Raw genomic sequence first — 22,249 nt, forward strand, 5'->3', positions numbered from 1 at the left:
CCGGCTGGACCTTCAAGGCTGGCGCCGCCGACGAAATGGCCGATCGCAGAAGGATATAGTTGGCATGCCGCGTCGAAACATGATCCTGGCTGGCTTCTTCTTCAATCCACAGGGGGATCATCGCCTTTCCTGGCGGCACCCGCGTGCGCCGGGCCGTGAATTTCTCGGCCTCGACTATTATCGCGGCCTGGCGGAAGCGGCGGAGCGTGCCAAGCTCGACACCATCTTCATCGCCGACCATCTGGGCGTCTGGGACACGTTCGGCAGCGGATTGGCGCACTATGCCAACCCCCGGCTGGAACCGTTGTCGCTCGTCTCCGCGCTTTCGGCTGTCACCAAGGATATCGGCTTCATGGTGACGGCATCGAGTTCTTACACCGAGCCGTTCAACACGGCGCGCATGTTTGCCTCGATCGACCACATCAGCAATGGCCGTGTCGGCTGGAACGTGGTGACATCGGCGCTCGAAGAGGAGGCCGTCAATTTCGGGCGCGATTCCAATATCGAGCACGCGCTTCGCTACGAGCGGGCGGCCGAATTCCTCGATGTCACGAAAGCGCTGTGGGATAGCTGGGAAGACGATGCGCTGATCATCGACAAGACATCAGGACAGTTTGCCAATGCAGAGCATGTCCACTACCTCAACCATCACGGAAAGCACTTCAAGGTCAGGGGGCCACTCAACGTCCCGCGACCGCCGCAAGGACATCCAGTTATCGTTCAGGCGGGGTCGTCGGAGGCCGGCAAGAATCTGGCCGCCGCGCATGCAGAGGTGCATTTCGCCATCCTGCGCAGCGAGGCGGAAGGCCTCGCCTACCGTGCCGACATGAACAACCGACTGGCCAGGTTCGACCGGACACCGGAGAGCTTCAAACTGTTGCCGGGCATCCTGCCGATTGTCGCGGGCTCCGCGTCCGAGGCCGAGGAGAAGCAGGAGTATCTGGAAACACTGATGCTCGACGCCGTCGCCGTCGATCTTCTCTCAAGCTGGGCGGGCGTGGACCTGTCCGTCTATCCGCTCGACGGGCCGATCCCGGATCTGCCGGACGAGGGCACGTTCAATGGCTGGCGGACCTGGCTCGCGCTTGTAAAAGACGACGCGAACAAAGGTCTCTCGATACGACAGCTCGCGCGCAAGATCGCCAATACCGGCTCGGTTCCGCTCGTTGTCGGGACGCCTTCGCAAGTCGCCGATCAGCTCGAAGCCTGGTTCGTCTCCGGCGCCGCCGACGGCTACAATCTGATGTTCCCGCTGCTGCCCGAGGACTGGATGAATTTCATGCAAACGGTTGTTCCTGGGCTGCAAAGGCGCGGACTGTTCAGGACCGAGTATGAACCGGGGACGTTGCGTGACCGGCTGGGATTGGCGCGTCCGCGAAACTCTTTCGTCGCGGCGCGCGGAGCAGTCCAGGCGCGCGCCTGAACGGTCGTCGCCCACCTGAATTCAAAGAGTAATACTGCCCGGTGACGCATATGGCTCCCCGGGGCACAAGGCGGCAAAGGTTTCATGCAATGAACGGCCGAAAAGTTCTGGCTATATCAGCAAGTCCGTCCGAGATGTCCAAGACGGTCCGGCTTGTCGAAGCAGTTCTTGGAGTGTTGCGGGCCCAGGGCATCGATACGGAACATTTGGTCTTGCGCGATCTCGATCCCGCCGCCCTGTTGGCGGCTGATTTCCGGGTGCCGTCACTAGCGGCATTTCGCGACAAGGTTGTCGGCGCCCATGGCCTGATCGTCGCGACGCCAATCTACAAGGCGTCGTTTTCCGGACTTTTGAAAGCCGGCCTGGACGCGCTGCCGCAATTTGCTTTTGCGGGCAAGGTGGTCCTGCCGCTGGCAACGGGCGGAAGCCTGGCGCATGTGCTGGCGCTGGACTACGGGCTACGGCCTGTGTTCCAGTCGATGGGTGCAAGGCATGTCGTACAGTCCCACTTTGCCAGCGACAGCGACTTCCCCAGGGGTGGCGAGGATATTGTCCTGAGCGAGCCTTCCTGGGCGGGGCTGCGCTTTGCCTGTGACAACTTCGTCTATTCCCTTACCGACGATCATCGAGCTTCGATGCTCGGGCATCCGAGGCCACCAAACGTGGTCAGGCAGAACGGGGAGGCGGGTCAGGCCGGAGCAAATGGCACCAGCATCGGAACCCGCTTGGCATAATCGTCATAGGCGCTGCCGAGTTCGCCGCGCAGGAAACGTTCCTCGAGCTTTGCTTTCATGAAGATGCCGATGGTCAGAAGAATGACCCCGGCGACGCCCCAGACGGTGCCTTTCGCCGCCATGGTGGCCAGGAGGCCGAGCAGCAGACCGGTGTAGATGGGGTGACGGACGAGGCCGTAGGGGCCTGTGTCGATGATGCGGTGCTCGGCTTTGGCGGTGACCGTTCCCGACCACAGCCGGCCCAGATGCAGCCGAGCCCACCAGCAAAAAGCGATGCCGATCGCAACCAGCGCGACGCAGATCCAGGCCTCGGCCAGCGTGGGAGACCACAGGCGAAAGCGGCCGACATAGCCGTGTGCCGGAATAAAGAACAGGATGGCGCCGAGCACCAGCACCGCCCGGTAGGGTGCCTCGGCCCGAAAGCCGGCGCGCTTCTGCGCCTGGTCGGCCCAGAACGCGGCCGCGGCCCACGACACGGCCCAGATCAGCCAAAGCAGCACCATTGCCGTCCCGGGACGCATCATGAACCTCCGCCGACCTATCTGGACCGTCAGCATGAAGCGGGTGCAGCGCGGCAGCAATGCGGCGCGCCAACAAACATGCCATGCCGGAGGTCAGAAGTTTGTGATCCGATCGGCGCTTGACACGACCATACCGGTGAGTATGGTTCCGCCATACCAACGAGTATGGTGGCGTGGAAGAACATCATAACAGCAGAGAGCGGCTTCTTTCGGCGGCGATCGACGTGATCCGCACCAAGGGTTATGCGGCGACGCGTGTCGATGACATCGCGGTGGCGGCGGGCGTGACGAAGGGCAGTTTCTTTCATCATTTCGCGACCAAGGAAGCCTGCGCGCGAGCGGCTGCCATCCACTGGAGCACTCAGTCGCAAACAGCCTTCGCCGGGTCGCGTCACCGCGATCCGGAGAGTCCCGCGGCGCGCGTGCTGGCCTATATCGACTTTCGTATTTCGCTGCTTGCCGGCCCGGTGGCCACATATGCCTGCTACGTGGGCACCGTTCTACAAGAGGTGCACGACACGCACCCGGAGCTTGCCGCCGATAGCGCGGCTTCGATCCTCGCCCAGGCAGCATTGCTGGAAGGGGATTTGGCCGCGGTGCTCGGCGTCGACAGCCGCGAGGCCCGTGACCTGGCTATCCATATCGAGGCAACCATTCAGGGCTCTCTGCTCATCGCCAAGGCCGAAGGGGGCACTCAAGGCGCGCGTGCGAGCCTCGGCTATCTCAGGCGCTATCTCGAAATACGACTGGAGGAAGGAAAGTCATGACCGACAATCAAGAGCCGACCCGCGTGGTGCCATACCTGTCGCTCGCCGGCCGGGCCCGCGAGGCAATCGAGGTCTGGGGCCGGGCCTTTGGTGCGGAGGAGATCATGGCCGTCGAAGAGAATGGTCATCTGCGTCACGCGGAGGTACGGATCAATGGCGGCCCGGTCTTCCTGACGGATTTCAGCATGGAGCCGATACCCGCTTTTCAGCCCACGCCCAGTATCGCGTTGCATCTTGAGGTGCCCGATGGCAGCGATTGGATGGCGCGCGGCAAGGCCGCCGGTTGCCGGGTTTTGACGCCTTGGCAGAATATGGCGTTCGGCGGGTTTGGACGGCTGGTCGACTGCTTTGGTGTCATCTGGTCGATCGCCAGCCCCAAACCCGGCTACTGACAGGGCGGTCCGCCGCCCAAAATCGAGGTCACAAGCATGCCCCTTGATCTGAACTATCTGCCCGGAATCGAGAAGAAGACGGGGAAGACCACGGAAGACTTCTTAGCCTTGGCCATCGAAAAGGGCCTCGGCGATCCCGCCATCAAACCGGGTGTGCGGATCGCCTGGCTCAAGCAAGAGTTTGGCCTTGGACATGGCCACGCAATGTTCATGGCGCACGCCATCAAGAATGCGCTGCTGGAGAGCGAGAAGTCCGACGCCCCATAAAATCCGCGATTATTCGTGGGAGCAACTGAACATCCACTGCACGCCAAAGGCGTCGACCAGCATGCCGAAGCTGGTTCCCCAATATTGTCGCGCCAGGGGCACGGTGATGCGGCCACCGACGGCCATGCGATCGAACAGCTCCCGCATCGCAGCCAGGTCGTCGAATTCCAGCATCATGGCGGAGCCTTTCATCGGCTCCGCATCGTCATTGTCGGAGGAGTGGAACAGCACGCCCGGACCCTCGAAGCGCGCATGCAGGATCTTTCCGCGCATGGCCTCGGTTCGCACCGGCATGTTGTTGTCGCCCCAGCGCAGCAGGATTGTGGCCCGGCCAAGGCCGCACTGTTCGTAGAAGGCCAGCGCCGGCTCGCAATTGGTGGTGAAGAACAGCGAAGGGGAGAGGCGCATTCTATCTTTTCCTATCAGATCAGTGCGCGGCGGTGGCTGCAGTGATGAGCGCGTCGCCGGTATATTGCCTGTCGCCAATGCCCCAGCCGCCATCGGGCGCGTTGACGATGTTGATCCAGGTGTTTTCAGACTTGTGCTCGGGTACGCAGAGTTCGGCGACAATGCCAGCGGCATTGGTGATGAAGGCCTTGCGGGCTTCGACCGAGCCAAGGCCGATATTGGGCAATTTCAACTCGACCATGACAACAGGGCGGTTGGCGCTGCCGGCATAGATGTGGCGCGGCGCCAGGACGTGGACGGTGCCGCCGACAATCGCTGTGAAGAAGGAATTGCCGGTGGCGCCGGAGGCTTCGATCAGGGCGGCACTGAGGCGGGGCAGGATCTCGCGTTCTCCGGTCGGGGTCAGCACGCCTTCCGGCGCTGTCACGGTGATTGGCATGTGGCTTTCCTTGTGCTCGCGTTACACGGCCTCGCCGGGAGCTTCTGGCTTGCCATGTTTCGTATCAATTGTTACGTTATGCGGAACGAGCAAGTCAACAGGTTTCGTATCGATCACTATGGATAATTTGGAAAAGGCCAGGGGCGGTCGTCCCCGCGCGTTCGACCCCGACCGGGCACTGGATGCGGCGATGCATCTGTTCTGGGAGCATGGCTATGAGGCGACGTCGCTGGCCATGCTGCGCGAGGCGATGGGGCTGACGCCGCCGCAGATCTACAACGCCTTCACCGACAAGGAGACTTTGTTTCGCAAGGCGTTGATACGCTACCACCAGACCGAGATCGGCTTTGCGCTGGACGCGCTGAGCGCGCCGGTATCGACGCGGGAGGCGATCCGGCGGTTGCTGCTCGGCGCCGCCGAGGCCTATTCCAGGCCGGGCAAGCCGGGCGGCTGCCTGTTCGTCAGCGGTGCGCTGGCAGCCTCGCCGCAGGCGCAAGCCATTGCCGATGAGCTCAAGGCCTATCGCAAGGCGAGTGAAGCGGCGATCGCGGAGCGGTTGGCCAAGGGCAGGGCGGCGGGCGATCTGCCCGAAAACCTCTCGGTCGAAGGCTTCGCCAAATATCTGGCCGGCGTGATGAACGGCATGTCGATCCAGGCGCGGGACGGCGCCTCGGTCGAAGAGTTGCGTATTTTGGCTCAAACCGCCCTTGCGGCCTTGCCGGCCGAAGGGCAAAAACGGGGAGCATGATTCAAGGACGGAACGCCATGCTGGATCTCTTCCCCGAGGCCGAGAAACCGGTCGACATCGTCCCGGCCAAGAAACTTTCCGCCCGCGCCGCAGCGCTCTATGTCGCGCCAGCGGATCATTTCCAGACAAGACCGGTGGAGGAATTGCGGCTCGGCTTCGACGGCATTTCGGGAGACTTCCATGCCGGACCGACGCGGCGCTCGGGCGGACGCGAGCCCTGGTATCCGCGCGGCACCGAAATGCGCAATGAGCGGCAGCTGTCGATCGTGGCGGAAGATGAACTGGCCATTGTCGCCGAGCGGATGGGGCTGGCCGAGATCAAGCCGGAATGGATCGGAGCCAATCTGGTGACCGAAGGCTTGCCGCATTTGTCGATGCTGCCGGCCGGCACGCTGCTGTTCTTCAAGGGTGGCGTGACCCTCAAGGTCGACGCGCAGAACGGGCCATGTCGCCTCGCCGGGCGATCGATCGCTGAAAATTCAGGAATGGCCGACATTGAAGCCGGCGCGCTGCTCTTTCCCAAAGTAGCCAAGCGGCTGCGTGGTCTCGTCGCCTGGGTCGAGAAGCCGGGAACGATCAGGGCCGGCGAAGAGATTTCGGCGCGGGTGCCGGAGCAGTGGATTTACCAGGCATAGCCGCGTTCCCGGCCTGAGGGCAGGGGGCTACGCCGCCCTTTGAGCGGCGTAGCGGACACTGCAATCGTCAGTCCTTGCGGTTCTTCTTGGCGCCTTGCGCCATGACGGACACGTGGTCCCATTTGTCCCAGGTGGCGAGGCGGTTGGCGTATTCCTGGCGGATCATCGGCAGGCCGCCATCGCCGAAGAACACCCGCAGCGGCGGCTCGGCAGCGTCGACGATGGCCAGCATCGCCGGACCGGTCGCTTCGGGATCGCCGGCGACCGAACTGGCACGGCGCTCGGCCATCTTGGCGCGGGCCGGCGCATAGGCCTCGATCGGCTTCGAGACCTTGGCGGAGGCGCCGGACCAGTCGGTGGAGAAGCCGCCCGGCTCGACCAGGGTGACATGGATGCCGAATTCCGCGACCTCGATGCTGAGCGACTGGCTGAAGGCTTCGAGCGCCCATTTCGAGGCGTGGTAGAGGCCGAGCGAGGCAAAGGCGTTGACGCCGCCGATCGACGAGATCTGGATGATGTGGCCTGAACGCTGCGCCCGCATGATCGGCAATGCGGCCTGCGTGACCCACAGCGCGCCGAACACATTGGTTTCGATCTGGTCGCGGGCTTCCTGTTCGCTGACTTCCTCGATGGCGCCGAAATGGCCATAGCCGGCATTGTTGATGACGACGTCGAGCCGGCCAAAGCGTTTGTGGGCTTCGGCGACAGCGGCATCGACGGCCTTCTTGTCGTTCACGTCGAGCTTTATAGCAGCGATGTTGTCGCCATACTTTTCGACGAGATCGGCGAGCGTGCCGGCGTCACGGGCGGTCGCGGCAACGCTGTCCCCGCGCGCCAATGCGGCCTCGGCCCAGACACGGCCAAAACCCTTCGACGATCCGGTGATGAACCAAACCTTTGATGTCATGATGTGGAATCCTTGCCCCTGCGGGCGTGATTTTCGGGTGAAAGCGGAGGCTTCTCCGCTTTCGGGCATATACGGCCTGTCGCGTGATTTTCCAGAGGCGCGGGGAAATCTTTTTGAACAAGACGTCCAGCTATCAGGGATAATTCACCTGAGACGACCACGCCGGGTGATCATGCTTTTGCCAATAGAGCGCCATCAGCCGGCTGGTGATCGGCCCGACCTTGCCGTCGGCGATCGCCGCGCCATCGATCTCAGTCACCGGCATGATGCCGCCGGCAGTCGAGGTGATGAAGACCTCGTCGGCTGCCTTGAGTGCGGGCACGCTGACATCGGCGGCCCCCGCGATGAGCCCTTCCTCGCCACAGAGATCGAAAACGGTGCGCCTTGTGATGCCGGGCAGCACGCCGATGGCTGGCGTCGACAGTTTGCCGTCCTTGACACAGAAGACGTTGAAGCCCGGACCCTCGGCGATATTGCCGTTGAAGTCGAGGATGAGCGCGGTCTCGGCGCCGCGGTCATAGGCGTCGTAGAGCCCGCGCACGAGGTCGAGCCAATGATAATTCTTGATCGCCGGATCGATCGAGGCCGGCGGGATACGCATCTTGTCGCTGATGGCGATGCGCAGGCCGCGCTGCAATTGCTCGGCATTGGCGACCGAGCCGAACGGCACTGCAAACGCCATGAAACGGTTGATCGCCTGGCGCGGGTCGCGGCTGAAGGTCGGCGAAGCGCCGCGCGTGCACAGCATTTCGACATAGGCGGCGCGATGTCCCGACAGCGCGACACAATTGTGCAGGATCTCGGTCACCTTGTCGCGATCGAAGGGAATTGTCATGCGCAGCTTTTCCAGGCCGCCGAAGAAGCGATCGAGGTGCAGATCGAGGCGGAAGAAGCGGCCGTTCCAGACATGGACGGTGTCGTAGGTGGCGTCGGAATGCAGAAAACCCCAATCCAGCACCGACACCTTGGCTTGCGACATCGGCAAATACTGGCCGTCGAGGAAGGCTATGCCGTCGGGATAGGAATGTGGATCGACGTGGTGGTCGCTCACCGCAGGCAGCGGCTTTGAAGTCCGTGTTGCCGTCGTCTGGTCCATCGAAGCCTCCTGTCGCACAAGGCCGATCAACAGCCTATCTGCACCGCGCGGAGGGTATAGAGCCACCCGCTCGACGCCGTTCGTCCTCCAGAGCGAGCCGATACATTGGATTGGAGTTGCCTTATAGTCCGGCCACTCGGAAGAGGAGGGGGATATGGGCAGGCTTGGGGCCGTCATCGCAACCATGATGATCTTTGCTGCTGCAGGCGAAGCCGGCGCGCAATGCACGAAAGAGGGCGACGAACTTTGCCAGAAGGGCCAGACCTATCGCTGCGAAAAGACCGGCAGCGAACTGACGCCGATCTTCCAGAATGTGCCTTGCGGCGTGAATGTGCCGGCACAGTCAATGACCGGCACTTGGGTCGGTAACGGCCACCAGAGCCCAGCCGGCGATGCCGGCGCCGACTGGTCGATCGCCATGACGATTGGCGATGGCAGCGCATCGATCGATTATCCCTCACTTGGCTGCGGCGGATCGCTGTCGCAGACGTCGAGGGATGAGACGTCGGCGGAATTCCACGAGAGCATCACCTACGGCCAGGACAAATGCATCGATGGCGGCGATATCACCGTCAGGTTTTTCAAGGGAAACCTGTCCTGGACCTGGGTCGGCCGGGCTGACGGCAGGCCCTATAATGCGATCGCCGTGCTGACACGACGGTAGTGGCTTCTCATTCTTCTTCGTCGTCAGCGTCGAGCAGGCGTGTCGCGCGCCAGCGGGTGAGCACGATGTTGGTCTGCTCGATGACGAAGAATCGCGCCGAGTCGCGGTCATAGCCCTCGGCCAGCAGCTTTTCGTAATCGGTGTGCATGTGACGGATATGGGCAATCGCCGCCAGCCAGACGGCAATGCCCGGCGGCAAGGTCTTCATATGCACCGAGCCGGCGTCAGTACGGATCTTTTCCATGTCGGCATAGGGCGCCAGCGGCAGCAGGGCTGTCAGTGCCTTGGCGATGGCGCGGCGGCGGCCGGTCGGCGCTGTCATCGCTGATTCCGCTGGCGCTCATCACGCCCTTCGATGGTCGCCTCCGGTATGGCGTCGGTCGAGGCGAAATAGGGCTTGATGTCGATGACCGGCGTGCCGTCGAGCACGTCGATGGCATCGAGATCGATGCGTCCGGTGGCGATGTCCAACCCGACGAGCCTGGCCACATGCAGGCCGACCGGGTTTGGCCGGGCAGGGGAGCGCAGGCCGAATACGCCTTTGGCTTCAGCCGCATGGCGGGGTTTCTGCACAATCAGATTCCGCGGCGCGTGGTGCAGCCAGGACAGGACGATGACATGGCTGGCACGCTCCAGGCCCTGCAGGCCGCTGCGATAGGGCGCGTCGATGCTGATAACCGCCGGTTGCCCGGTCTCGCGGGCCGCGCGCATGTTTTTCGGGCAGCTCTCCCGCGTCACCCATGGCGAGGCGATGCGGCCGATGAAGACGATGCTTCCGTCCGCCGGCATTGCTGCCGGATCCAGTTCCAGCCTCTGCTCGCCTTCGCGCGCCTCGAACATTTCGCGGGGCTCGGTGATTCCGGCCATCTCTACCTTGGTGCCTGTCACTGTCCCAACCCCACTACACATTTTTGGACGCCATGCAGGGGGAAATCACGCATGCGGCATTTTCTTGTCCGGGAGCGACATTGCGCTTGCAAGGTTTTGAAAATCGACATAAACATATGTTTATATCTTTTTCAAAGAGAATGCGCTCATGCACGTTTCGCTCGACACCATGGTGGATACGCTGAAGGCGGCGGCCGAATCCAGCCGCTTGCGCATATTGGCACTGTTGTCGCGCGGCGACCTCACCGTTTCCGATCTTACCGAAATTCTCGGCCAGTCGCAGCCGCGTGTCTCGCGCCACTTGAAGCTTTTGCTCGAGGCCGGGCTGATTGGCCGTTACCAGGAAGGATCGTGGGCCTTCTTCCGCCTGTCGGATGCCGATTCGGCGCGCGATTTCGTCATGGGGCTGGTTTCCAGCATTCGCGGCGCCGATCCGCAGGTCGAGCGCGACCTTGAGCGTCTGGCCTCGGTCAAGCGCAAGCGGCAGGACCGGGCGACGCAGTATTTTTCCGTGAACGCCGCAAGCTGGGACCATATCCGCTCGCTGCACGTGCCGGATCGCGCCGTCGAGGCCGCGATGCTGAAACTGGTCGGCAAGCGGCCGTTCCAGTCGATGCTCGATCTCGGCACCGGGACGGGCCGCCTGCTCGAAATCTTCTCGCCGCTCTACCGGCGCGGCGTCGGCATTGACATGTCGCGCGAGATGCTGACCGTGGCGCGCGCCAATCTCGACAAATCAGGCATTTCGAACGCGCAGGTGCGGCAGGGCGACATCTTCTCGCCGCCGGTCGAGCGCGATGCCTTCGATCTCGTCACCATCCACCAGGTGCTGCACTATCTCGACGATCCGGCCCGCGCCATCCACGAGGCGGCGCGGCTGTTGCGGCCGGCGGGCCGGCTGGTCATCGTCGATTTCGCGCCGCACACGCTGGAATTCCTGCGCGACGAGCACGCCCATATGCGGCTCGGCTTTTCCGACCGGCAGATCGGCGAGTGGTTTGCGGAGGCCGGCCTCGATCTCGAGGATGCCCAGGAGTTCGAGCCGCGCGGCGGCAACGAGGCCAGGCTTATCGTAAAACTCTGGCTTGGCCGCGACCGGCGCCTGCTGATCGCCGATCCTGCCAACGAGCAGACCAAAGTGAACTCGATAGGGGAAATCGCCTGATGAACCAGTTCCGCTTTTCCCGCCGCCCCGACATTGGCGACAAGGTCAAGGTTTCGTTCGAATTCTTCCCGCCCAAGAATGACGAGATGGAGGCTAGGCTGTGGGACACGGTCACACGGCTGGAGCCGCTGAAGCCGAAATTCGTCTCGGTGACCTATGGCGCCGGCGGCTCGACGCGCGAGCGCACCGCGCGCACCATCGGCCGCATCCTGAAAGAGACCAGCCTGACGCCTGCGGCGCACATGACCTGCGTCGACGCCGCCCGTCATCAGGTCGACGCGGTGATCCAGGAATTCGCCGATATGGGCGTGAAGCGCTTCGTCGCCCTGCGCGGCGATCCGGCCGCCGGTGTGGGAACCGCCTATCGCCCACATGCGGACGGCTACGCCAATGGTGCCGAGTTGGTCGGCGCACTGAAGGAGGCCGGCGATTTCGACATTTCGGTTTCTGCCTATCCGGAAAAGCATCCGGAGAGCCCGGACTTCGCCACCGACATCGACATGCTGAAGCGCAAGGTCGACAATGGCGCGACGCGGGCGATCACGCAGTTCTTCTTCGACAATGATCTCTACGAGCGCTATGTCGAGCGCGCGCGCCGCGCCGGCATCTACATCCCGATCGTTCCCGGCATCTTGCCGGTGCACAATTTCACCCAGGTCGCGAATTTCTCGGCGCGCTGCGGCGCGCTTGTGCCGGCATGGCTGGCCGAACGCTTCGACGGCCTGCAGAACGACCCGCAGACCCATGCGCTGGTGGCATCCGCCGTGGCCGCCGAGCAGGTGCTGGATCTCGTCGAGCGCGGGGTGGGCGATTTCCACTTCTACACGATGAACCGCGCCGACCTCGTCTTCGCCATCTGCCACATGATCGGCATCCGCTCGCATGAGGCGGAGGTGGCAGGCTCTGCCGCTGCATAAGCACTGGCTAAACAAGCAAAAGGCCGGGTAAAACCCGGCCTTTTGCTTGTTTGGACTATTTGCTGGTGGTCTTCCCCGTCTTGGCGGGTTCAGGGAAGAAAGCCCATAATAAGGGCTCCAATGAAGGCAAACGCAGCACAAATCATCAATGCGTTGATAGGCCTCGTAAGTCCCATGACATAGCCTCCTCTTAAAGAGCTATGCCTGGGAGTCTAGGTTCATTTGTGCCACAGGCAAGCGGAAAATGTGCTGCATTGCGACGTGAATGCCGGATTTGCGACTCTGTTTTTGCCGTTAGCCGTTGAAACTTCTCGGCAAAAACCCGCTTCAGGCCTGTGAATAAAATATGGCGGGACGGTGTCGGTATCATGTCACGGCAGCGCTACCGCCGTGAAAGTCGACTTCGACTTTCGCGTCAAGTGTCGCAACAGTGTCATTGCAGCGCCACCGCCGTGAAAGTCGACTTCGACTTTCGCTGCCAATGCGGTTCAGACTAACGTTTTCCAAGGACACGTCCGTCGATTGTGAGAAGACCAAGCGCGATCAGCACCACGCCACCGATCTCGAACAGTTCCAGCCGCTCGCCCAGGAACAGGAAGCCGAGCAGAAGGGCGCTGACCGGCACGATCAGCGTGACCAGCGAAGCGTTGGTAACACCGGCCGAGGCGACGAGGTTGAAATAGAGGATGTAGGCGAAGGCGGTCGACAGCAGCGCCAGCGCCAGCACCGCCGCCCAGACTGGCGGCGAGGCCGAGAACAGCCCGGCCGGACCATGCACGAAGAGCACGATCGGGATCATGATGATGGTCGAGGCGGTCATCTGTCCGGTGGCGAGAACCGGCGAGGGCACGCCCTTGAAGCGGCGGGCGATCATCAGCGCGCCGCCATAGGACAGGGAGGCGCCGATCAGCGCGAATTTGGCCCAGACCGGTCCGCCAAGCCCGGCAAGCAGGCCGGGACCGATCATGACAGCTGTGCCGGCGACGCCGAGCCCGATGCCGGCGAGCTTGTTCCAGGACAGCTTTTCGTCCGATGTCAGCGCATTGGCGAGGATCAGCGTCCAGAATGGCGTCGTCGCATTGAGCACCGAGGCGACGCCGGCGCCAAGTTCCGTCTGGCCGGCGAAGATCAGCGAGAACGGGACGACGTTGTTGGCGAGGGCCAGCAGGAAGAACAGGCCGGCATGCGGAAGGGCGAGGCGGAAGGACGGGCCGCGCAGGCCGAGATAGATCTGCAGCGCGATTGCGGCGATGCCGACGCGAAACAGCACCAGCACCAGCGGATGAAGTTCCGCCACCGCGATGCGGGCGAAGAAGAACGAGCCGCCCCAGATCGCGCCGAGCAGCAGCAATTGCCCCCAGTCGGTGAGCGTCATCGGTCCGCGTGGTGTTGATGTGGCAGCCACTGCCATGCGAATCGTCCTCCCCAAGACGCGCTGGATGTCAGCCGGTCAGACACACGGCATATCGGGTCTGGCGACAAGGGCCACCCGAAACATGATCGCTGGCAAACAGTGCCGCCAAAGACCTAGCGCCGCTGCGTCAAGCACACGAGACACAGAATTGTTTTCATTAGCCGCTAGCTTGGATTAATTGTGCGCAGCCGAGATCGAGGATTCGTCAATGCAGCGATTCGAGAATGCCCGCGAGGCGGCACTGGCGCTTCGCCCGGACGATCCGGTCTATTGCTTCCGCCCGCAGGTGCTGAAGGCCGATGCCAGGCAGTTCATGGGCATGTTTCCCGGCAAGACCGCCTATGCGGTCAAGACCAATGGCGAGCCGATCGTGTTGAAGGCGCTGGTCGAGGCCGGCGTCACGGCCTTCGACGTGGCTTCACCCGGCGAGTTCGCCGCCGTGCGCGCGGTCTCGCCCGATGCCGAGATGCTCTACATGCATCCGGTCAAGGCGCAATCGGATATCAAGCTGGCGCTGGAGAAATATGGCATCCGCGTCATTTCGCTCGACCATGAGGACGAGATCACCAAGGTGACGCGGGTGGTGCGGGCGCTGGACATCGACCCGGGCACGATCAGCGTGTTCGTGCGGGTGCAGACCAAGGGCCACGCGGCTTACGAGCTGTCGAAAAAGTTCGGCGCCGGGCCTGCCTATGCCGTGGAATTGGCGGAGCGGCTGAACCGCACCGGCTACAAGGTTGGCCTGTGTTTCCACGTCGGCAGTCAGATCGAGGATCCCGACACCTATGAGCGGGCACTGGCCTCGGCCGACTGGGTACGCAACCGGCTGACCTTCGACATTGCCGGGCTCGACGTCGGTGGCGGCTTTCCGGCCGAGTATGGCAATGATCCGAACCGCAAGCAGGTCGAGATGCCGTCGCTCGGCCAGATCATGTCGCGGCTTTCCGGTGACCTGAAGGAATACCAGTTCGACCAGATGCCGTTGGTGGCCGAGCCGGGCAGGGTGATCGTGGCGCGCTGCCTGTCGCTGATCGTGCGGGTGCTGCTGCGCAAGGGCAAGCGGCTCTACATCAATGACGGCATCTGGGCATCGCTGTCGGATTCATGGACCGGCAAGATCACGCTGCCGGCGCGCTTCATTCCGGATCCCGCGATCCGGACCCGCAATGGCGATGAGAACAAGATCGTGCCATTCAAGGTCTGCGGCGCGACCTGCGATTCCGTCGATATCCTGTCCAGGCCATTCTGGCTGCCGGAAACCGTCGACACCGGCGACTGGATTGAGATCGGCCATATCGGCGCCTATTCGCTGTCGCTGCGCACCCGCTTCAACGGCTTTTACCCCGACACCTTCGTCGAGGTGACGACGCCCTTCGACGAGGGCGATGCGCCGCAGGGATTTGCGAGTCTGGAGACGATGGCGGATTAGGGAATAGCCAGTAGCCAGTAGCGAATAGGGAATTATCTTCTTCGCTACTCGCTACTCGCTACTCGCTACTCGCTACTCGCTACTCGCTACTCGCTACTCGCTACTCGCTACTCGCTACTCGCTACTCGCTACTCGCTACTCGCTACTCGCTACAACTTCCCCAACAACTCTGGCGTCGGCCAGCCATCCACCGGCAATCCAAGCCGCATCTGTTCCTTGCGGATCGCCTCGCGGGTGTTGGTGCCCAGAATGCCGTCGACCGTGCCGACATCGTAGCCGCGGGCTTCCAGCTTGGTTTGTAGCGCCTTCATCTGGTCGTTGTTGAGGCCTGGCTCGGGGTTGCGCGGATCAAGCGGCGGTGCGCCGGCGAGCCGTGCGGCGAGGTTGGCCGCGGTCAGCGCGTAGGTGAAGGACTGGTTCCATTCGAGATAGACGTCGAAATTCTCATAGGTAAGGAAGGCCGGCCCCTTGCGGCCCATGGGCAGCGCGAGGCCAGCCGTGAGGCCCTTGTCGACCAGCGGCGAGCCGTCGGGATTGGTGACACCCCATTGCGCCCACTGTGTCAGCGGCAATTTGTTGGTGCGCCCGGTCTGGTCCCAGGGCATCTGGTCTGGCACGCGCACTTCCTGGATCCAGGGTTCGTCGCGCTTCCAGCCGCGCGACAGCACCTTGTTGGCCGTGGTCATGATCACGTCCGGCACGCTTTTGCGCAAGTCGATCTTGCCGTCGCCGTCGCCGTCGACACCGCGGGCCAGATAGTCCGAAGGCAGGATCTGCGTCTGGCCGATCTCCCCAGCCCAGGCGCCCTGGACGTCGGCCGGCAGCACGCCATGGTCGATCAGCTCCAGAAGCGGCACCAACTGCTGGCGAAACAACTGCGGGCGACGGCAATCATGCGACAGCGTCACCAGCGCGCTCAGCGTGTGGAAATCGCCCTGCACGGCGCCGAAATCCGTCTCCAGCGCCCAGAAGGCGGTGATGACTGGTGCCTGGACGCCAAACTGCTGGTCGGCGCGGGCGAAGACGTCGGCGTATTTCTTCATGTTCGCCGCACCTTGCTTCAGCCGGTAGGCCGAGATCATGCGGTTCGAGAATTCGATGAAGGTCTGGGTGAAGACGCCCTGGGCGCGGTCGCGCGCCAAGGCTCTTTCGTCGATCTTGGCGTCTTCCAGCGCATCGAGGCCGACCGCGCCGACCCCGGCCGCCTTGGCTTCCACTGCTACACCCTGTTTCCAGGTTTCGAAATCGCCGCCGCATTCCTGCGCCATCGCCGGCAAGGCCGTGGCGCACAAGAACAGCGCCGCGAGGGCTTGGGAACGCAGTCGCATCAGCTTCCTTTCGAAACAAACAAGGCAATCAATCGTGCTTCGCCTGGGAAGCCCAACGACCTGGATTACCCGCGGTTGCACTCTTTACCGCTGGCTGTGTCGAAAAGCAGGCGGCAGGCCCGGTGTCAACGGGTGTTCTGCCGCAGCCACTTGTTCCAGGCGGCCTCAGAGCCGTTGAAGACGTTAATGTCGGACTTGCCGGTCATGCCGGGAACAATGCCGGTTCCGGTGTATTGCCAGAAGGTGAAGGGGTGGCTGCCGTACTTCTCCCGCGGGTGGCCGGCGACGGAACGCAGCCAGTAGGGATAGCCGCGGAAGCTCGACAGCTCGTTGTCATCGAAGAAGTCGACCGAGGTGTAGATGATCGGCTTCTTGCCGTAGTGGCGCTCGACGATTTCGAGGAAGGTGGTCATTTCCGCGCGCACCGTGGCGGCGTCCGGACGCAACTTGCAGGTGGGTGATTGCGGGTTCCATTCCATGTCGAGCACCGGCGGCATCGCGGAGCGGTCGACCGGGACATTCTGGATGAACCAGCGCGCCTGCTGGGCCGCCGGGGTGCAGAAATAGAAGAAATGATAGGCCGCCCGCGGAACGCCCGAGGCCTTTGTGCGCGCCCAGTGCTCGTTGAAATACTCGTCGAAACGGTCGCCGCCTTCGGTCGCCTTGATGAAGGCGAAGGAGATGCCGCTGGCCTTGGCCGTCGGCCAGTCGACCGAGGTCTGGTATTTGGACACGTCGGTGCCGTGAACGGCATAGTTCCACGGGGCACCGCTGTCCCATTCATGCGGCTTGGAATCGGCGAAGCGCGGCGCGCGCACGGCGACTGTCGCGCTGCTGGACGGCGACAGTGGTGACAGATCGTCCACGGTCGAGCAGGCGCCGAGCAGCGTCAGCATGAAAAGAGCCGCAAGACGGCGCATCACAACTTCCAAGCCGGAATCAGCCGGTCGCTGATGGGTCTGTGAACTGGTGGCCGATCCGGCCTCTTCGAGCGATCGCCCCACGCATCACTCAATATACCATTTTTAGTGATCGCCGATCATGGTTGATAATCCGTTGATGGCGCTCGACAACAGCCGCGATTTTGCGGAAGCAATGGCGGCAAATCGATGACATAAATCGAGCCGGAAACTACCGGCGGCCGAAAAGCAGGGACGGAAAAGATGCGGATCGTCGTCAAGATCATCAAATGGCTGCTTGGCCTGATCGTGCTGGCGGTCGCCGCTTTGTTTGCCTGGCTTTACATCGCGCCGCCCGAATTGATCCGCGTCGGCTCCGGCTATTCGGCCAAGATCGTCTGCTCGAACGTCTTCATCGCCGGGCGCGACCCCAACGAGGTGCTTGCCGTCGACGTGCAGGCGCCCGGGCACCCGCTGCTGCGGCTGATGCGGGTCTCGGTCGACAAGAACCGGGGAACCGTCTCGGCCGGACTGCTTGGATTCCTCGGCAAGAGCGTTGCCGTCGCGCGCGAGGGGTTAGGCTGCGCCTCGGTTCCGGACGGCGATGTCGGCAAGGCACGGCGCACGACGATCCCTGCCGAAGCGTCGGCCGCCGCCAAGGGCGATCTGTGGCCGGAGGGAGACCGGGTCAATGCCTCGCAGAATCCCGAAATCACGAAGATCATCGGCGATGCCGCGATGGCCGGCACCGGGATGCGCGCGATTGTGGTGGTCAAGAACGGCCGCGTCGTGGCGGAGCGCTATGGCGATGGCTTTTCCGACAAGACGCCGCTGCTCGGCTGGTCGATGACCAAGACGGTGAATGCCGCGATCATCGGCACGCTGGTCAAGGACGGCAAGATGGCGGTCGACAACAAGGGCCTGTTCGCGCCCTGGAAGGCCGACGGCCGTGCCGCCATCAGCCTTGCGGACATGATGGCCATGTCGAGCGGGCTGGAGTTCAACGAGGATTATGGCGACGTCGCCGATGTCACCCGCATGCTCTATCTCGAACCCGACATGGCGGGCTTTGCCGAATCCAAGCCGCTGGCGGCCGAGGTAGGCAAGGTGTTTTCCTATTCGAGTGGCACGGCGGTGATGCTGTCGCGGCTGTGGCAGGATGCGATCGGCGACAAGGCCAAGGCGCTGACATGGCCGCGCAGCGCGCTGTTCGAGCCGCTCGGCATGCACAGCGCCGTGCTCGAGACCGACGAGCAGGGCACCTTCGTCGGCGGATCCTATCTCTATGCGACCGCGCATGACTGGGCGCGCTTCGGCCAGTTCCTGCTGCAAGGCGGGGTCTGGAACGGCAACCAGGTGCTGCCCGTCGGCTTCGTCGACTGGATGCGCGAACCCGCACCCGCCTCGAAAGTTTACGGCAAGGGCCAGTTGTGGATCGAAGGGCCTGGCGACGAGGACAGCCCCGGCGCCGGTGTCGCGGCAGGCCTGCCCAAGGATACGTTCTGGATGGAAGGGCATGACGGGCAAACAGTCACCATCATTCCTTCGCAGCAATTGGTGATCGTGCGGTTGGGGCTGACGCCCGCCAAGTTCGGCTACCGGCCGCAGGCGATGGTGGGGGCGTTGGTGAAGGCGCTGAAATAAGCGCTTTTCATTCGCATTCAGGCTATCTCTCGCCCATTGGAACGGTGCAGTCTCGGTCCTGGAACCGGGAGAGCATGCGTCATGATCGTGGGGTTTATCGGGCTTGGGACGATGGGGCGCAACGCGGCGCTCAATGTCAGGCGCGCCGGGTTCGAGATGGTCGTCTACGACATCCGTCCGCAGTCGATGGATGCGCTGACGGCCGTCGGCGCGATGCCCGCCACCAGCTCCGCCGACGTGCTGGCGCGCAGCGACGTCGTGGTGACGATGGTGTTTGGCCCGAAAGAGATCGAACAGGTGGTGCGCGGGGAAAATGGATTCCTTACCACGTCCTGTGCCGGCAAATACTGGGTCGACATGACCACCAGCAGCCCGAAGCTGATGCGTGCGTTGGCCGTTGAGTTCCAGGCCAAGGGTGGCGGACCGGTCGATGCGCCGGTCACCGGATCCGTGGATGCCGCGATCCGTGGCGACATGCCGATGTTTGTTGGCGGCACCGATGCCGATGTCGAAGCGGTGCGGCCGGTCATCGAGGCCATGGGCGAACTGCGACGTGTCGGGTCCTATGGCAATGGCTATGTGGCCAAACTGGTCAACAACCAGCTCTGGAAAATCCATGCCGCCGCGATAGGCGAGGCGATGGTGACGGCCAAGCTGGCAGGGCTGGAGCCAGATGTCTGGTGGCAGGTGATGAAAGGCGGTGCCGCCGACAGCTTCGTGCTTCAGCACGATGTGCCGTCGATCTTCGCCGGCCATTACGATCCGTCGTTTCCAATCGCGCTATGCTTGAAGGATCTCGGGCTGATCGAGGAGTTGATGGCCGAGACCGGCACGCGCAATGAACTCACACGTGCGACGCACGACCGGTTCAAGCTGGCAGGCGAACGCTACGGTCTCAGCGCCGGCGAAATGACCGTCTGCAAGGTCATCGAGGATGACGCCAACGTCGAATTGCGGGTCGCGGGAGACTGGCTGGCTCCGTGGGACGTGGTGCACACGGCGGACAGCAAGACCCGGACTTGATGACCGCCTACTTCTGCCCGCCGATCACGGCCAGCCAAGCGTAATCGCGATAAAGCGTGCGGAAACGGAAGCTTGCGCCGGTTCGCCGAGATTCCGATTCCAGAACCTCGCGCAGGGATTCACGCGGCGAGACGTGGAATTTTCTGAGCCAGCCGCGCAGCAGAGTGCGGAACCAGTTGGGCAGGCCTTCCTGCTGGCCGAAATCGACGATGTGCAGCGAGCCGGTCGGGGCAAGCGAGGCGAGTGCCTCCGACACAGTCTTTTCCCAGCCGGGTATCATCGACAGCGAATAGGAGACGAAGACGCGGTCGAAGTGTTCGATGCCGTACAGTGCACCAGCATCGAAATCGGTGGCGTCGCCTCGCGCCAGCGTGACGCGGCTGGACAGGCCTTCGCGGTCGATCGCCTTGCCGGCCGTCTCCAGCATTTCAGCCGAAATATCGAGGCCAAAGAAGCGAGCGTCGGGGTAGCGACGGGCCGCAAGAATGATGTTGCGGCCGGTGCCGCAGCCGAGTTCGAGCACAGTGCCGCCTCTCGGCGCGTCGAGCCCATCGATCAGCTGGTCGCGGCCGAGCAGGTAGTATTTACGGGTCAGGTCGTAGATGTGGCGCTGCCAGCGGTAGACGCCGTCCATCAGTTCGGCATGGTTGGCCGGCAGCTCCGTCGTGCTCATGCCGGGCGCTTCACATAGAGGTGGAAGCCGCCATAGATGGCGGAGCGGTCACGGGCCGAGAATTCGCGCGAGGCCTCGTCCTGATAGTCCCACTGGTCGAGCAGCGAGGTCGAGACGCGGCCCGGCAGCAGGCTGGGTTCGGCGGCGGTGCGGAAGATGACGCGGGCGCCGGCCGAAGCGGTGCGGGTGATTTCCGACCACAGCGCATTGAGCTGCTCATCGGTCATCCAGTCCTGCGCATCGAGCAGGATGAAGCGGTCGACAGCGCCCGCATCCTTGCCGGCCAGGAATTCGATCAGATTGGCATGGTGGATGGCGACGCGGTCGATATTGCCGCGGATGGTGTCGTAGTTCTGCTTTTCCAGATAGGCGGGCAGGGCGGCCTCACCCGGCTCAGGGTAGCGCCGGGCAAAAGCCTGCCAGGCGAAGTAATTATTCTCTAGGGGAAAATCGCAAGCTAGCTTTTCCAGCCGGGCCTTCAGCACGCTGGCCATTGTGCCGTCGCCGGAGGTGATCAGGGAATCATACTGCGCCGGTGGAATGCCGAGGCCAAACAGCGAAGCCTTGCGCGAGGTTGCCCATTTCAGCAGCGGTTTGTCGAAGACCGGCGCCAGCTCCTCGTTGAAGAAGCGGCGCTGCTCGCCAATGTTCCTGGCTTCCATCATGCGGGCCGGGTTGACGCCGAAGAACTTGGCTGTGCGGTGGCCCATGGCGATGAACAGGCCGAGCAGGCCGGTCTGGTAGAAATTGCGATCGAAGACACTGATGCGCCGGCGGCCGCGCCAGCTGCGGTGTTCCCAATAATGGCGGCTGACTGGATCGAGATGCGGCGCGATGAACCGGTCGTAGGCTTCCGAATTGTGGCTGGTGTCGGCGGCACCGAAGAAGCGGAACAGGTCGCCCTGCGATGGCAGGCGGCGCACCGCCTCCAGCTTCATGCGGTTCAGCGCGATGTGCGCGGCGTTGAGGTCGACGGCGTCGATCTGTGCCGGCGAGCGGGTGAGGTAGGCCAGGATGTTGCAGCCGCCCGAGGCGATGGTGACGACACGGTGGCCCTGGCCAAGCTGCATGGCTTCCATGTCGACATCCGGGTCTTCCCAGATCTGTGGGTAGACCAGACCGGAAAACAGGAGGGCGAACAGCCGCTCGGAGATGCCGGCTTTCGAAAGCGCGCGGTTCTGGTAGACCGCTTTTCCAACTTCCTTGCCGCGGCGAAAAACCAGATCTGCGGAAACGTCCGTCATGACAAAGTGATTCCCCATTTGCTTTGTCGCAAGCGGGTACCCCAGGGTCATGACAGGCCGGTGACAGCCTGTTGACGCGTCCTCAGGACGGTCAAGCAATCCTTGCGCTGAATACCAATGGACTCGAATGTCGAGGTGACGAACGAGCTTGCAGGCAATCCTAAAGCCACCTTAATCTGGTGGATGGAAAACGAACCGAATTACGATTGGGAAGCTGTTTACACCTTTCACGACTACTATGATGGGCCGCGTAAAGGCATAGCTGACTATCGTGGCAAGGCACATGCCTACGAATGTGAGTGGGACGGTCAGAGTGATGACTGGAGCGAAACCTTCTTGCTCTCGCCGATCACTAATGAGCAGTTGAATGCCGTGAAGGAACGCTGGCTAATCTGGCAGCGATACAAAGCGAATTTTCACGCGGGAAACCTCCAGCCTGGTGACAAGCATCCAGCGCTTGCCGGCGATTGGCCACGATATACTGAGCTTAGCCCCATAGTGGATGACGCCATGCGGGTAGACGTCGCATTGGCGCTTCGTGCCATCCCAGAGTTTATCGGTGCTCTTGAGCCAACAACCGAGTTTTGGGTGCGCTGGCGTCTGGTGTAGCCAATAACTATTCCC

At 62.7% G+C, this 22,249-nt stretch carries 26 protein-coding genes; 14 read left to right on the forward strand and 12 right to left on the reverse strand.

Annotation, left to right across the window (positions count from 1 at the left end; translation table 11 throughout):
• Positions 1 to 64 precede the first annotated feature (64 nt).
• A complete protein-coding gene (locus A3A9_RS0105675) occupies positions 65 to 1,423 on the forward strand; it encodes an LLM class flavin-dependent oxidoreductase (protein WP_027057906.1) in 1,359 nt (452 codons plus the stop codon).
• Between the two features lie 89 nt (positions 1,424 to 1,512).
• Positions 1,513 to 2,157 (forward strand): NADPH-dependent FMN reductase, encoded by a 645-nt coding sequence (gene ssuE, locus A3A9_RS38340; RefSeq protein WP_082221891.1) that lies wholly within the window; start codon positions 1,513 to 1,515, stop codon positions 2,155 to 2,157.
• Here ssuE and A3A9_RS0105685 read toward each other — a convergent pair.
• Positions 2,112 to 2,678, reverse strand: a complete 567-nt coding sequence (locus tag A3A9_RS0105685) for a methyltransferase family protein (RefSeq protein WP_051370797.1) — start codon at positions 2,676 to 2,678, stop codon at positions 2,112 to 2,114. The two genes, ssuE and A3A9_RS0105685, sit on opposite strands and share 46 nt — an antisense overlap.
• 173 nt (positions 2,679 to 2,851) lie before the next feature.
• On the opposite strand from A3A9_RS0105685, the gene A3A9_RS0105690 reads away from it, so the two are divergent.
• Genes A3A9_RS0105690 through A3A9_RS38345 form a run of 3 tightly spaced genes read left to right on the forward strand, consistent with a single transcriptional unit; the run spans position 2,852 to position 4,104 of the window.
• On the forward strand, positions 2,852 to 3,445 hold the full coding sequence (locus A3A9_RS0105690; protein WP_027057908.1) for a TetR/AcrR family transcriptional regulator: 594 nt from the start codon (positions 2,852 to 2,854) through the stop codon (positions 3,443 to 3,445).
• Positions 3,442 to 3,837, forward strand: coding sequence for a VOC family protein (locus A3A9_RS0105695; protein ID WP_027057909.1), 396 nt, complete (start codon positions 3,442 to 3,444; stop codon positions 3,835 to 3,837). The genes A3A9_RS0105690 and A3A9_RS0105695 overlap by 4 nt, the downstream gene beginning before the upstream one ends.
• Before the next feature lie 36 nt (positions 3,838 to 3,873).
• Positions 3,874 to 4,104: a DUF4287 domain-containing protein gene (locus A3A9_RS38345; protein WP_051370773.1), complete on the forward strand. Its 231-nt coding sequence runs from the start codon at positions 3,874 to 3,876 to the stop codon at positions 4,102 to 4,104.
• Positions 4,105 to 4,113: 9 nt separating this feature from the next.
• On the opposite strand, the gene A3A9_RS0105705 is transcribed toward A3A9_RS38345, so the two are convergent.
• Both A3A9_RS0105705 and A3A9_RS0105710 read right to left on the reverse strand, forming a co-directional pair.
• On the reverse strand, positions 4,114 to 4,512 hold the full coding sequence (locus A3A9_RS0105705; protein WP_027057910.1) for a VOC family protein: 399 nt from the start codon (positions 4,510 to 4,512) through the stop codon (positions 4,114 to 4,116).
• 19 nt (positions 4,513 to 4,531) lie between these two features.
• Complete coding sequence (locus tag A3A9_RS0105710) at positions 4,532 to 4,951, reverse strand: hypothetical protein (RefSeq protein ID WP_027057911.1); 420 nt, start codon at positions 4,949 to 4,951, stop codon at positions 4,532 to 4,534.
• 190 nt (positions 4,952 to 5,141) lie between these two features.
• Between A3A9_RS0105710 and A3A9_RS0105720 the strand changes: the two genes are divergently transcribed.
• Both A3A9_RS0105720 and A3A9_RS0105725 read left to right on the forward strand, forming a co-directional pair.
• Entirely contained in the window at positions 5,142 to 5,699 is a 558-nt protein-coding gene (locus A3A9_RS0105720; protein WP_245278982.1) for a TetR/AcrR family transcriptional regulator, read from the forward strand.
• Positions 5,700 to 5,716: 17 nt separating this feature from the next.
• Positions 5,717 to 6,334 (forward strand): MOSC domain-containing protein, encoded by a 618-nt coding sequence (locus A3A9_RS0105725; RefSeq protein WP_027057913.1) that lies wholly within the window; start codon positions 5,717 to 5,719, stop codon positions 6,332 to 6,334.
• Positions 6,335 to 6,401: 67 nt separating this feature from the next.
• Here the strand turns inward: A3A9_RS0105725 and A3A9_RS0105730 are convergent, their stop codons facing one another.
• Both A3A9_RS0105730 and A3A9_RS0105735 read right to left on the reverse strand, forming a co-directional pair.
• Positions 6,402 to 7,241, reverse strand: coding sequence for an SDR family oxidoreductase (locus tag A3A9_RS0105730; protein WP_027057914.1), 840 nt, complete (start codon positions 7,239 to 7,241; stop codon positions 6,402 to 6,404).
• Between the two features lie 133 nt (positions 7,242 to 7,374).
• Positions 7,375 to 8,337 (reverse strand): D-amino acid aminotransferase, encoded by a 963-nt coding sequence (locus tag A3A9_RS0105735; RefSeq protein ID WP_027057915.1) that lies wholly within the window; start codon positions 8,335 to 8,337, stop codon positions 7,375 to 7,377.
• A 154-nt stretch (positions 8,338 to 8,491) separates the two neighbouring features.
• Here A3A9_RS0105735 and A3A9_RS0105740 point away from each other — a divergent pair, with 154 nt between their 5' ends.
• Complete coding sequence (locus A3A9_RS0105740; RefSeq protein ID WP_027057916.1) at positions 8,492 to 9,001, forward strand: hypothetical protein; 510 nt, start codon at positions 8,492 to 8,494, stop codon at positions 8,999 to 9,001.
• A gap of 7 nt (positions 9,002 to 9,008) precedes the next feature.
• Here A3A9_RS0105740 and A3A9_RS0105745 read toward each other — a convergent pair whose 3' ends face one another.
• A complete protein-coding gene (locus A3A9_RS0105745; protein WP_027057917.1) occupies positions 9,009 to 9,323 on the reverse strand; it encodes a DUF2293 domain-containing protein in 315 nt (104 codons plus the stop codon).
• Entirely contained in the window at positions 9,320 to 9,841 is a 522-nt protein-coding gene (tsaA, locus tag A3A9_RS0105750) for a tRNA (N6-threonylcarbamoyladenosine(37)-N6)-methyltransferase TrmO (protein ID WP_033838382.1), read from the reverse strand. The genes A3A9_RS0105745 and tsaA overlap by 4 nt, the downstream gene beginning before the upstream one ends.
• Before the next feature lie 196 nt (positions 9,842 to 10,037).
• On the opposite strand from tsaA, the gene A3A9_RS0105755 reads away from it, so the two are divergent.
• A complete protein-coding gene (locus tag A3A9_RS0105755) occupies positions 10,038 to 11,054 on the forward strand; it encodes an ArsR/SmtB family transcription factor (protein ID WP_027057919.1) in 1,017 nt (338 codons plus the stop codon).
• Positions 11,054 to 11,971 carry a methylenetetrahydrofolate reductase [NAD(P)H] gene (gene metF, locus A3A9_RS0105760; protein WP_027057920.1) on the forward strand — a complete coding sequence of 306 codons (918 nt, stop codon included), beginning with the start codon at positions 11,054 to 11,056 and terminating at the stop codon, positions 11,969 to 11,971. The genes A3A9_RS0105755 and metF overlap by 1 nt, the downstream gene beginning before the upstream one ends.
• A 493-nt stretch (positions 11,972 to 12,464) precedes the next feature.
• Here metF and A3A9_RS0105765 read toward each other — a convergent pair whose 3' ends face one another.
• Positions 12,465 to 13,382, reverse strand: coding sequence for a DMT family transporter (locus A3A9_RS0105765; protein ID WP_027057921.1), 918 nt, complete (start codon positions 13,380 to 13,382; stop codon positions 12,465 to 12,467).
• A gap of 211 nt (positions 13,383 to 13,593) precedes the next feature.
• On the opposite strand from A3A9_RS0105765, the gene A3A9_RS0105770 reads away from it, so the two are divergent.
• Entirely contained in the window at positions 13,594 to 14,814 is a 1,221-nt protein-coding gene (locus A3A9_RS0105770) for an alanine racemase (RefSeq protein WP_027029738.1), read from the forward strand.
• A 149-nt stretch (positions 14,815 to 14,963) separates the two neighbouring features.
• Here A3A9_RS0105770 and A3A9_RS0105775 read toward each other — a convergent pair whose 3' ends face one another.
• Positions 14,964 to 16,142, reverse strand: a complete 1,179-nt coding sequence (locus tag A3A9_RS0105775) for a lytic murein transglycosylase (RefSeq protein ID WP_027057922.1) — start codon at positions 16,140 to 16,142, stop codon at positions 14,964 to 14,966.
• Positions 16,143 to 16,267: 125 nt separating this feature from the next.
• Entirely contained in the window at positions 16,268 to 17,062 is a 795-nt protein-coding gene (locus A3A9_RS0105780; RefSeq protein ID WP_027057923.1) for a glycoside hydrolase family 25 protein, read from the reverse strand.
• 243 nt (positions 17,063 to 17,305) lie between these two features.
• Between A3A9_RS0105780 and A3A9_RS0105785 the strand changes: the two genes are divergently transcribed.
• Both A3A9_RS0105785 and A3A9_RS38350 read left to right on the forward strand, forming a co-directional pair.
• Complete coding sequence (locus A3A9_RS0105785) at positions 17,306 to 18,685, forward strand: serine hydrolase domain-containing protein (protein ID WP_027057924.1); 1,380 nt, start codon at positions 17,306 to 17,308, stop codon at positions 18,683 to 18,685.
• An 81-nt stretch (positions 18,686 to 18,766) separates the two neighbouring features.
• Positions 18,767 to 19,708 (forward strand): NAD(P)-dependent oxidoreductase, encoded by a 942-nt coding sequence (locus A3A9_RS38350; protein WP_082221893.1) that lies wholly within the window; start codon positions 18,767 to 18,769, stop codon positions 19,706 to 19,708.
• Positions 19,709 to 19,715: 7 nt separating this feature from the next.
• On the opposite strand, the gene A3A9_RS0105795 is transcribed toward A3A9_RS38350, so the two are convergent.
• On the reverse strand, positions 19,716 to 20,381 hold the full coding sequence (locus A3A9_RS0105795; RefSeq protein WP_027057925.1) for a class I SAM-dependent methyltransferase: 666 nt from the start codon (positions 20,379 to 20,381) through the stop codon (positions 19,716 to 19,718).
• Positions 20,378 to 21,676, reverse strand: a complete 1,299-nt coding sequence (locus A3A9_RS0105800; protein ID WP_027057926.1) for a DUF3419 family protein — start codon at positions 21,674 to 21,676, stop codon at positions 20,378 to 20,380. The genes A3A9_RS0105795 and A3A9_RS0105800 overlap by 4 nt, the downstream gene beginning before the upstream one ends.
• Before the next feature lie 66 nt (positions 21,677 to 21,742).
• On the opposite strand from A3A9_RS0105800, the gene A3A9_RS38355 reads away from it, so the two are divergent.
• Positions 21,743 to 22,234, forward strand: a complete 492-nt coding sequence (locus tag A3A9_RS38355; RefSeq protein ID WP_051370777.1) for a hypothetical protein — start codon at positions 21,743 to 21,745, stop codon at positions 22,232 to 22,234.
• Positions 22,235 to 22,249 lie beyond the last annotated feature (15 nt).

This window comes from Mesorhizobium loti CJ3sym, from assembly GCF_000472785.1.
In the GTDB taxonomy this organism is placed as follows: Bacteria; Pseudomonadota; Alphaproteobacteria; order Rhizobiales; family Rhizobiaceae; genus Mesorhizobium; species Mesorhizobium loti_E.